7 protein-coding genes are annotated in these 11,134 nt (G+C 55.4%); 4 read left to right on the top strand and 3 right to left on the bottom strand.

The window, feature by feature from the left end; genetic code table 11:
• The 4 genes from RTU96_RS14170 to RTU96_RS14155 form a co-directional block, all read left to right on the top strand.
• Positions 1 to 1,783, top strand: a 1,783-nt coding sequence (locus RTU96_RS14170) for an ATP-binding protein (RefSeq protein ID WP_312637293.1), incomplete at its 5' end; no start/stop codon positions are given.
• Positions 1,780 to 2,487 (top strand): response regulator transcription factor, encoded by a 708-nt coding sequence (locus tag RTU96_RS14165; RefSeq protein ID WP_312637292.1) that lies wholly within the window; start codon positions 1,780 to 1,782, stop codon positions 2,485 to 2,487. The genes RTU96_RS14170 and RTU96_RS14165, both read left to right, overlap by 4 nt.
• Positions 2,488 to 2,729: 242 nt before the next feature.
• Complete coding sequence (locus RTU96_RS14160) at positions 2,730 to 3,110, top strand: response regulator (RefSeq protein WP_312637303.1); 381 nt, start codon at positions 2,730 to 2,732, stop codon at positions 3,108 to 3,110.
• A gap of 65 nt (positions 3,111 to 3,175) precedes the next feature.
• Positions 3,176 to 9,463 carry a GLUG motif-containing protein gene (locus RTU96_RS14155; protein WP_312637291.1) on the top strand — a complete coding sequence of 2,096 codons (6,288 nt, stop codon included), beginning with the start codon at positions 3,176 to 3,178 and terminating at the stop codon, positions 9,461 to 9,463.
• 339 nt (positions 9,464 to 9,802) lie between these two features.
• On the opposite strand, the gene RTU96_RS14815 is transcribed toward RTU96_RS14155, so the two are convergent.
• From RTU96_RS14815 to RTU96_RS14140, 3 genes are all read right to left on the bottom strand, one after another.
• The gene (locus RTU96_RS14815; protein ID WP_397357108.1) at positions 9,803 to 10,084 is read right to left on the bottom strand and encodes a hypothetical protein; all 282 of its coding nucleotides are present in this window, start codon (positions 10,082 to 10,084) and stop codon (positions 9,803 to 9,805) included.
• Between the two features lie 282 nt (positions 10,085 to 10,366).
• Positions 10,367 to 10,567, bottom strand: a complete 201-nt coding sequence (locus RTU96_RS14145; protein ID WP_312637290.1) for a hypothetical protein — start codon at positions 10,565 to 10,567, stop codon at positions 10,367 to 10,369.
• 15 nt (positions 10,568 to 10,582) lie between these two features.
• Entirely contained in the window at positions 10,583 to 10,852 is a 270-nt protein-coding gene (locus tag RTU96_RS14140; RefSeq protein WP_312637289.1) for a hypothetical protein, read from the bottom strand.
• Positions 10,853 to 11,134: the final 282 nt, after the last annotated feature.

The raw sequence follows: 11,134 nt of genomic DNA, 5'->3' as shown, positions 1-11,134 counted from the left end.
AGAGTTCTACACGCCCGAGGATTTTGCGGCTGGGAATGTTCCCACACAGGGCGTTCTCTACGACCGAACGGAAGGCGCGCAGGGGGATTACGGCACCCTGCGGATGGAGCTTCGGCTGCCGCCCAGCGAGGTCTACGCCATTGCCTCCAAGAATCCCTCCTATGCCCAGCGCCTGTTCATCGACGGCAAGGAATATATCGCCATCGGCGTTCCCGGCAACAGCGTCGAGACCGTCGTGCCAAAGACCGCCCGCTTTGTGGAAGCCTTTATGCCCCAAGGCGAAACCACCGAGATCATCTTTCATTACTCCAACTTCGTACATGCGGACGGCGGCGGATTGTACCCCATGGATATCGGCGCGGTAACAAGCATTGTCCGAAATGAACAGCTTACCACCATCCGCACTACGGCGGTGGCGGCGGCGCTCATTGCCATTATGCTGTTTTTCTTCGGGCTGTTTTTGTTCTTTAAGCGGTACAAATATCTGCTGTGGTTTTCGCTGCTCTGCGGCTGCATCGCTCTGCGTGTCATCGGCTCCGACCTTCTGCCGCTGCTGCTGCCGGATCTGAGCTGGTATTTGCAAATCCGGCTGTCCTACATAGAAACCTGCCTGATGGCGCTTTTTGCCGCGCTGTACATCGCCAGCCTGTTCCCCGGTGCGGCAAGCAGATGGGCGGTGCGCGGCTTCACCCTGTTCTGCGGCGGCTGTATGCTGTTTATCAGCCTTGCCCCCACCACGGTGTTTACCCGGTATCCGGTGGAGCTGTCCCTTGCCTACATGGGCTTTGTTGCCTATCTTCTGCTCACGGTGCTGTGGCGTTCCCTGCGAGGTGCACTGACCTCTGCCTTATCAAAGCCGGAGCGGCGGCTTTTGCTGCTGGGACTTGTCCTGTTCGCTCTGCTTTCGGCGGCGGACATTTTTGCCCACCAGCGGGCGCTCCTGCTGTTCGGGCTGTCCTATCAGGTGGTGGGCATGGTGGTGTTTTTGTTCATTAACATGCTGGCGCTGGTGATGAGCTTTTCCCACACGGAGCAGGAGCTTTTTACGGTACGGGAAAGCCAGCGGGAAATACAGGCAATCAACCGGATGCTGGAGCGGCTCAGCCGTGCCAGAACCGACTTTTTAAACAACATCAGTCACGAAATGAAAACGCCCCTCGCCGTCATCAGCAGCTATGCGGGGCTGACCATCAGCCAACTGCGCAAGAACGCCGTGGACGGGCAGACCGAGGAGAATTTAGACCGGGTTCAGCAGGAGGCGGTGCGGCTGGGCAGGCTGGTGGAGCAGCTCATGAAGGTGTCGCTGGAAAAGGAGCGGCAGACCACCCTCACCGATACTGACGCGGGCGCGCTGCTGCGCCGCGCAGCGGATTACTGCGAAGCGCTCTGCCGGGGACATAACAATCACATAACCGTGGAGTGTCATCCGGCACACATCCTCCTGCGGGTCAACACGGATGAAATCTTTCAGGTACTGTTAAACCTGATTACTAATGCCAACCGGCAAACGCAGGGCGGTGTCATTGCCCTGTCTGCCGAGCAGGATGCGCAAAGTGGCCATACGGCGTTCCGAGTGACCGACAGTGGCAAAGGGATACCGCCCGAGCTTTTGGCGCATGTGTTTGAGCGTGGCGTATCCGGCAGTGGCGGTACCGGCCTTGGCCTTGCCATCTGCAAGGAAATTGTGCGGGAGCATGGCGGCGGCATGGAGATTGAAAGCGGCGTTGGAGGAACCACGGTGCGTTTTACCGTGCCACGCGCGGAAGGAGGAAATCAGGAATGACAAACAAAGCAACCATTTTAATGATAGAAGATAATCTTGATATTCTGCGCGCCAACGCCGCCGAGCTGCGGATGGAGAATTACCGTGTACTGGAGGCGGATACGCTGGAAGCAGGCCGCGCGCTGGCACAGCGAGAGCACCCCGACCTGCTCTTGCTGGATATTCTGCTGCCCGACGGCAGTGGGCTGGACTACTGCCGGGAGGTATTCGGGCAAAACGCGCCCCGGATTCTGTTTCTCTCCGCCATGAACGCTCCGGAGGACGTGATTGCCGGGCTACTTGCGGGGGGCGACGACTACATGACCAAGCCCTATCTAGTGGAGGAGCTGCTGGCACGGGTGCAGGTTCTTTTGCGCCGCCCGGCACTGCGCAGAAGCGAGTCGTCCATTTTACGGGCAGGCCCGCTGGAGCTGAACACTATTGCCGGACGGGCTTATCTGCATGAGCAGGATTTACTGCTGACCCGAATGGAATATACCCTGCTGGAATATCTGGCGAACAATATGAACAAGTATTTGTCTGCGGAGGAATTGTATCGGAAGCTGTGGGATATGGAAGCCGGAGGGGATGTGCGCACCGTGTGGGAGCATGTTTCCCGTCTGCGCAAAAAGCTTGCGGAAGGCACGGCGGATATTGAATCTGTACGGGGCAAAGGCTACCGGCTTGTCGCAAACAGAGATACCGCCAACCTTGCGAAAAATTGAGGTTCAGAGGACTGATATTTTTTATTGTGATCTGTTAAAATGAAGAATGATAGATAAATCTGCGAAAAACCGGCTGAATTAGCGAGATTCAAGCCGGTTTCGCCTTTTCTTAAAGGCTTTTCGGAACTGAAATACCGCACTATGGAACGAGAACTTCAAATTTGCCAAACCTTTTTAATAACGTGCCATCTTGACCGGCATAAAACGAAGGGAGGAACCGCATTGGAGCCCTATAAGATTTTATTGGTAGAGACAGCGTAGATCTGCGGCGCATTCTGCACACTGCACTGGAGGATACGGCGGCCTACATGGTAGTGGAATCCGGCACCATTGCAGAGGGTCGTGCCCTCCTTGCCGGCGAACGGCCCGACCTTCTGATGCTGGACGCCGAGTTGCCGGACGGCTCAGGCTTCGACTTCTGCCGGGAAGTACGAATGGAAAGCGACATTCCCATTCTGCTCTCCAGCGGGCTTGCGGCTAAGGAGCGGACTGTCGAGGGCTACGGTGCGGGCTGTGACGATTATCTGGTGAAGCCCTATTTGCTGGACACCCTGCTGGAGCAGCTGGAGGTCCTGCGGGTGCAGAAGTCCCACGGCCCGGACAGTTCAAAAGGGCAGCCATGACGAAAAACAGTAAAAACGACGGTGTTTGTACGAAGCACCTTAAATGAAACGGAGGAAATAAGCATATGCGAATAGCAGGAAGGAAAATACTGTCCCTTGCGCTGGCAGTGCTGCTGGCGGTGGGGATATTGCCACAGGCAGTGTTTGCATTGGACGAACCCCTGCCTGTCGGTGCAAGCGGAAAGATTATCGCCTTTGAGCCGCTTTCGGACAGTGTGGCACACCAAACAAAGCCCCTTGGCGCTTTGTTGGAGGATTTAGACTTGCCCGAAGCTCTGACGGCAACGGTGGAGGCCCCGGCCGCCGCAGAGCAAAGCGGAAGTGTCCACGAAAGCGTGCAGGATTCGGGAGAACCGGCACAGACGACTATCGGCTCTGCCATAACGCTGGGGGAAGGCGGTGTGCAGGCGGACGAAGCGGGTGCCGATGAAACAGAGAGCGGCAACGAGGAACCGGCCACCCCTTCCAATGCAAAGGCATCTGACGGGGCGGATAGCGACACGCCATCCGGGAGCGATACAGATACGGGTGACAACGAAGCCTCTCAAATGACCATCTCTGTTCCTGTAACGTGGACGGCACAGCCGGAATATGACGGCAACACAGCGGGTACATACCTGTTTACCGCTGAAATCACGGGCTTTACGGTCAATGCGCCACTGCCCCAGATCACCGTGACGGTGGGCGAAAGAGCGGAAGGCATCATCACCGCTTTTGCGGAGCTTTCCGAAGACATCCGCTTTCAGCGGGGCTCCAGCCCTGAGCTGCCCGAAACGGTTACGGCCACCGTGGGCGGCGAAACCAAGGAGATTCCTGTGACATGGGACTGTGAAACCGACTTAAGTGAAGCCGGACTGCACAGCCTTGCCGCAAAGCTGGGGGAGGGCTATGCGCTTGCCGAGGGCGTTCGTGCGCCGACCATCGCCTTTGTGCGTACGCCTTTCGTGCTGTTCCGCATGGCGGGTGCGGGAACGGAGGGAAGTCCCTTAGAGCTCACCAACGCTGCCCAGCTTGCAGAGGTTGCCGCCCTGACCAACGCAGGCAAGCTGGAGGTGATGGTCACTGGCCGTGAACAGGGCAAGGTGTACCTAAAACTGATGAACGACATTGACCTTGCCGACTACGGCCAAGGCTATAACGGTGGCAAGGGTTGGGTGCCCATCGGTACGTGGTTCAATGGAAGTGATAAGCCTTTCAGGGGGTCCTTTGACGGCGGCGGTCATGTTGTGAGAAACCTGACCGTTGCCAATCCGAATCTTCATCGCGTGGGTCTGTTTGGATTGGTCATGGGTGAAGAAGCTGAGATAAAAAATCTGGGTGTGGAAAACGTCAATATCAATGGAAACATCTATGTCGGCGGCGTCGTGGGATGGGTTTCCGGCACTGTCTCGAACTGCTACAGCACCGGCAGCGTCAGTGGTAACAACCATGTCGGCGGCGTGGCAGGACAGATGAACGACAGCGGCACTGTCTCGAACTGCTACAGCACCAGCAGCGTCAGCGGCAGCGGCTATGTCGGCGGCGTGGCGGGACAGATGAACGACAGCGGTACTGTCTTGAACTGCTACAGCACTGGCAGCGTCAGCGGCGGCGGCAACTTTGTCGGCGGCGTGGCGGGCTATGTTAACAGCAGAAACACTGTCTCGAACTGCTACAGCACCGGCAGCGTCAGCGGCGGCAGCGATGTCGGCGGCGTGGCGGGCTATGTTGAAGGCACGGTGGAACACTGCGCCGCGCTGAACCCCTCTGTCACCGGCAGCGGCAGCGGCAACTACGTCGGCCGTGTGGCGGGCTATGTTGTCGGCGGTCAAGTACAGAGCAACTATGCCTTTGACCGCATGGACTGCACAAGCAAAGGCTCTTATTTCGATAACGGCACAGGCAAAACCGCCGCCGAAATCCATGACAGCGGTACGCTGTTCGGCCTGTTCGCCGACACAAGCATCTGGAAAACCGAAACCGGCAAGCTGCCCGGCCTGTTCGGCGAACCAGTTCCCATGCCGGGGCATATCAATGCAACCGGCAAGGCCTTTGCAGGAGACGGTACCAGTGAAAACACCGCCTTTGAAATCACCACAGCAGCAGAGCTTGCCAAGCTGGCGGACATCATCAACAACGATAACAGCAATACAACCTATAACGCCAGTACCGTTTACTACAAGCTGATGAACGACATCGACCTTGTCCCCTACGGCCAAGGCTATGACGGCGGCGAAGGCTGGGTGCCCATCGGGAATAATTCAAACCCCTTCCAAGGGCAGTTTAATGGTGCTGGCCATACAATCACCGGGCTGTTTATCAACCGCTCCGCAGATGATCAGGGCTTGTTTGGGAAGATTGCCGGCGGCGCCATGGTGAAGGGGCTGGGTATGGTGGGCGCAAGCGTCAGCGGCAGCATATATGTCGGCGGCGTAGTGGGCCGTATCGATGGTACGGTCTTGAACTGCTACAGCACAGGCAGCGTCAGCGGCGGCAGGCATGTCGGCGGCGTGGTGGGATGGGTTAAAGGCACTGTTTCGAACTGCTACAGCACCGGCAGCGTCAGCGGCAGCAACTACGTCGGCGGCGTGGCGGGCTATGCTGAAGGCAGCGCAGGCACGGTGGCAAACTGCGCCGCACTGAACCCCTCTGTCAAGGGCGAAAACGGTGTGGGACGTGTGGCGGGCACGGTTTCCGGCGGTCAAGTGCAGAGCAACTATGCCTTTAGCGGTATGGGCGGCACACCGATCGGCAATGATCACGATGACGGCACAGGCAAAACCGCCGACCAAATCAACGCCAGCAGCGACCTGTTCGGCCTGTTCACCAACCAAAACGGCTGGGCAACGGCAACCGGCAAGCTGCCCGGCCTGTTCGGCGAAACAGTTGCCATGCCGGGGTATATCAATGCAGACAGCTATGCCTTTGCAGGCAAGGGCAGTGAAATAGCACCCTTCCAAATCACCACAGCGGCGGAGCTTGCCAAGCTGGCGGAGCTGGTGAATGAGAACAACCAAACCTATAACGCCAGCGGCGTTCATTATAAGCTGATGAACAACATTGACCTTTCCGGTTATGGCCAAGGCTTCAACGACGGCGAAGGCTGGGTGCCTATTGGGATTAACTCTGCAATAACCTTCCAAGGGCAGTTTAATGGTGATGGCCATACAATCACCGGCCTGTTTATCAACCGAACCGCAGATGTTCAGGGCTTGTTTGGGATAATTGCCAGCGGCGCCATAGTGGAGGGGCTGGGTGTCGTAGGCGCAAGCGTCAGCGTCACCGGCGACGACAGCGTCAGCGGCAGCGGCGACTATGTCGGCAGCGGCACCTATGTCGGCAGCGTGGCGGGAGGGGTTCTCGGCACGGTGAAACACTGCTACAGCACCGGCAGCGTCAGCGGCAGCGGCGACTATGTCGGCAGCGTGGCGGGCTCTGTTGTCGGAACGATGGAACACTGCTACAGCACCGCCAGCGTCAGCGGCAGCAACGCTGTCGGCGGCGTGACGGGCTCTATTGAAGCCACGGGCAGGGTCTCGAATTGCTACAGCACCGGCAGCGTCAGCGGCAGCGGCGACTATGTCGGCGGCGTGGTGGGCTATGTTAACAACACGGGCACGGTCTCAAACTGCTACAGCACGGGCAGCGTCAGCGGCAGCAACTTTGTCGGGGGCGTGGTGGGAGGGGTTGGCAACTCAGGCGCGGTGAAAAACTGCGCTGCACTGAACCACTCTGTCACCGGCAGCAGCGAAGTCGGGCGTGTGGCAGGAGTTGTTAGCGGGGTTAATGGGAACAACTACGCCTTTGGCGGAATGAACTACACAAGCGGCGACGATTCTCTTAATAATGGCACAGCCATGACCGCCGCCCAAGCGGTGGAGCCTGCCTTCTGGACCACAGCCTTCAACTGGGACACCGCCCCTTGGGATATCACCGTGTGGAATATTGCGGACGGCAAACTGCCTACCCTCAAAAAAGCAGGCGGCACACAGGACGGCGAAGCCGGGCTGTACCTAAACGGAAAAAATCTGACGTACGCCATCGCTACCATAACAGGCGGTTCCTATACCTACACCGGCAGCGCCATTACTCCCGGCGTAACGGTGGTGTTCGGCCCTGACACTTTGACGGAAAATCAGGATTACACGGTGAGCTATGGGAGCAACACCAACGCGGGCACGGCGACCGTGACCGTCACCGGTAAGGGCAATTACACCGGCACGGGGACGAGAGACTTTACCATTGAAAAGGCTGTCCTCACTGTAACGGCCGACAGCAAAGCGGCTTTGGTGGGTGATGCTTTGCCAACGCCCACCCTGACCTACAGCGGCTTTGTGGGCGGTGATACAGAGGACGCAGTCTTTTCGACAAAGCCCTCCGCAGCCCATAGCGCGGCAAACACCAGTACGGCTGGCAACTTCCCCATTACAGTGACACAGGGTACGCTGAATAGCGGAGCCGGTGCGAATTATTCAGTTTCATACACCAATGGTTCACTGGTGGTGTCGGCAGTACAGCAGCACATAATCAGCTATCACGCAAACGGCGGCAGCGGCTCTATGACCTCCGATTCTGTAAATGTCGGCGCTCCGTATACCATTCGGGCAAACACCTTTACCAAAAGTAACCACAGCTTTGCCGGCTGGAGAACAGCGGCAAGCGGCGGCACGTTTTATGCCGCAGAGACCATCATTTCTGCTGTGAATACGGATATTACGCTGTATGCACAGTGGTCATATATCGGCGGCGGTTCTTCCTCAGGGGACAATTCCAAACCGACTGTTATCGTCACCCCGGCCGCCCAGCCGGACCACCCCACCATCGGAAGCGTTTCCGGCAAGGTGTCGGGAACAACTGCGCAGAGAACCTTCACCATTACCGACAGCCTTGTGAAATCTGCCCTTGAAAAAGCGCAGGCAGAAGCAAAGGCACAGAATCGCACAGCCTACGGCGTGGGTGTAAGGATTGCGCTGGATGTACCCGTGACCGCCGGGCTGGCCGTGACGTTTGAGCGTGCCGCCCTGAACCGGCTGGTGGGCGAAAAAGCCAAGTGGTTTGAAATTACCGACGCACCCATCTCCATCACTTTTGATGCAAAGGCACTTGCAGATATGCAAAAACAGTCCACCAGCAATGTAACCATTACCGTGAAGCCTGTGACGGTTGAGAATGTTCGCAATGCCTACGACATTACACTGACCACCGTGAAGGACGGCAAAACAATAAGCATCATCAGTCTTGGCACGGGTACAGCCACGCTCTTCATCCCCTTCGCCCCTGCAAAGGGCGAGGCAGCGGGTGGCTTCTACGCCGTGTATGTGGATGGAAACGGCAAGGTAAACCTCATTGCGGATTCCTCCTACGATGCGAACAGAGGCAGCGTGATCTTCGCTATCGACCACTTCTCGGTGTATGGCGTGGGCTATACAGCGCCATCGGCAAAGTTCACCGACACGGCGAAACATTGGGCATCGGAAAGTATTGACTATGTGGTCGGCAGAGGGCTACTCTCCGGCACCTCGGAAACCATCTTTGCACCCGACACCGCTATGACAAGAGGAATGCTGGTGACGGCCCTCGGCAGACTGGCAAATGTGGATACCAAGGCGTACACCAGCAACAGCTTCACCGATGTGAAAGCGGACAGTGCGTTCCGTCCGTATATCGAATGGGCGTACAAGAAAGGCATCGTGCAGGGCATCGGCAATAGTCAGTTTGCACCCGACCGGGCAATCGCCCGTGAAGAGATTGCGGTGATTTTTGCAAACTACGCCAAGGCCACCGGCTACACCCTTCCCGTGACCCGTACCGCAGCGACCTATGCGGATGCTTCCGGCATCGGCAGCACCTACAAAACAGCAGTGACCGCCATGCAGCAGGCTGGCATTATGATGGGCGGCACAAATAACAAGTTCAATCCAAAATCCAGTGCCACCCGTGCGGAGGTCAGTTCCATGCTTCACCGCTATATCAAGCTGACCATTGACCCCACCACCGCGCAGGGCTGGGCGAAAAACGATGCCGGACAGTACCTGTACTACAAGGACGGCAAAGCCGTTACCGGTACACAGACCATTGACGGCGTAAAGTATTTCTTTGAAACCACCGGCGTTCTGAAAACCGGCTGGGTTAAGGACGATACTGGAAACTGGCACTTCTATTCCGGGAATATCCCGCTGATCGGCTGGTGGGACATTGGCGCAAACGGCAGCAACAAACGCTATTACTTCGACACCTACGGCAATATGGTATCCGGCAAGTGGCTCCAGATTGACGGCAAGTGGTATTACTTCTACGATGATGGTTCCCTTGCCAGAAGTACCACCGTGGACGGCTATGAGGTCGATGAAAACGGCGCGAGAAGGACGCAATAGATAAAATAAGGCAAGGGCGGAGACCGACATGGATCGGTTTCCACCCTTGCTTTTTCTGCATTCGGCCTTCCGAACCCGGAAACCTCACTTTGTCCATGTTGTCCTTGGCTGTCATGCTTTTGCTCACAATCATAATTGTGATGCTGACAAATCCACCACAAACAGCTTCCAAGCGTAAAGAACGAAAAACAGCCGGTGTGTTCCTCAGGCAAGGGCAAAAAGGCCGATAATTTCAATATCAGCAAAGAAAGGGGTTATGTCCGGGTCAGAAGCCCTGCAATCACTGACAGAATGCGCAGGTGAATATTTCGAAACGTTTGAATTACCACCTGCTGGAAACTATATTGTCGTAGATGAAGATGGATTTAATAGCTCCATTAAATTAGAAATTAAAGGAAAGAGGTGACACCCCATAGAGTGAGTCAATCTGGTACGAACAAAATCGCTTTTATCTAGGGGGAATACTTGCGTTTTGTCTTGAAACCGCCGGAAACCTGAATTGGCGACGACCTTCTTATAATCTTTTTCAAACTCGCTAATATTATATTTTCCCCATTCCTTGGGTTCGGGGTATCGATCTGGTTTCAATCTTTCCTCATTTAGCAAGCGGCTCCAATCCACAATCGTTAACCTCCTTGTTGGCCTATGATATTGTCTTTGTATTTTAATTGAATTGTAGCATTGTAGGAAGATATTGTCACTTAATTTTGCTTTCGAGTATAATCATAGGACTTATACCGAATTGAAAGTCCGCAAATCCGCATGACTGCAGGCATAACAAAAGACCGTCGACAAAAGTCGACGGTCTTTTCGATGGTCCGAGTGTAATTATAGGGTTTGGAAAAAGCCAGTCATATTAATGGTTTACAGGCAATCAACAAGAGGTTTTTATCCAATGTCGTCTTAAAGCAGCCCGCGTTTTTTATTTCTCCAGTTAAGAGCAATGTGCGAGGAATACATCACATCCTCCATGACCTTCTCCGCATCCTCTTTGGAAATCTCAATTTCCACGTATTCTTCGGCAAAGTGTCCCATATCACTTTCCATAAAGTATTTGCCGTCTCTTAAGAAAATCCTTACACCGCGTTCATCAAAAATAACCATCAATATATCCTCCTTTTATTTGATGGGCATCACCGTATAATTACCCGGTTGCACCTGATCAATCACAGCCTCTGGAACCCCGCGCGTCGTATACCCACCGGGCAGCCAATTCTCATTGGCACCACGCTCATTTCCGATGGGCATCCGCAAACCTTGAGGCTTTGCAATATCAATTCGCACTGGAGTGTCTCCCAACGTTCCTCTTTCAAGTCCCAGAAAATCCTCTAAGAGCTTGACGTCTCCATTGGCTTTTTTAAGCAAGTCATCAACTACTGATGTGGGCATAACATATGTTCCTTCCGGCGGACCGATCGTATCGTACTTTAAGGATGCCTGTATTTTGGTCACCTCGCTTTTAAACCGGGATAGATGATGGTCAATATATTCCTTTGTAAGATAAGCGGCGGGCGGCGGGCGCTGGACGCTGCCCGCTGACCATCTTAATTATATCATCAATTTGCGTGCGTGTCAGCCCCGCGCTTCGGGCAACATCATCCACATTGTCTGCCAATGTGCCGCCTGCGCATTCAGCAGATATCCGATGAGGTCCCTTGCATCTTCCGCCAA

Source organism: Oscillibacter sp., assembly GCF_032018205.1.
Classification (GTDB): Bacteria; Bacillota; Clostridia; order Oscillospirales; family Oscillospiraceae; genus Oscillibacter.
This window is presented reverse-complemented; position numbering and strand designations above follow the sequence as displayed.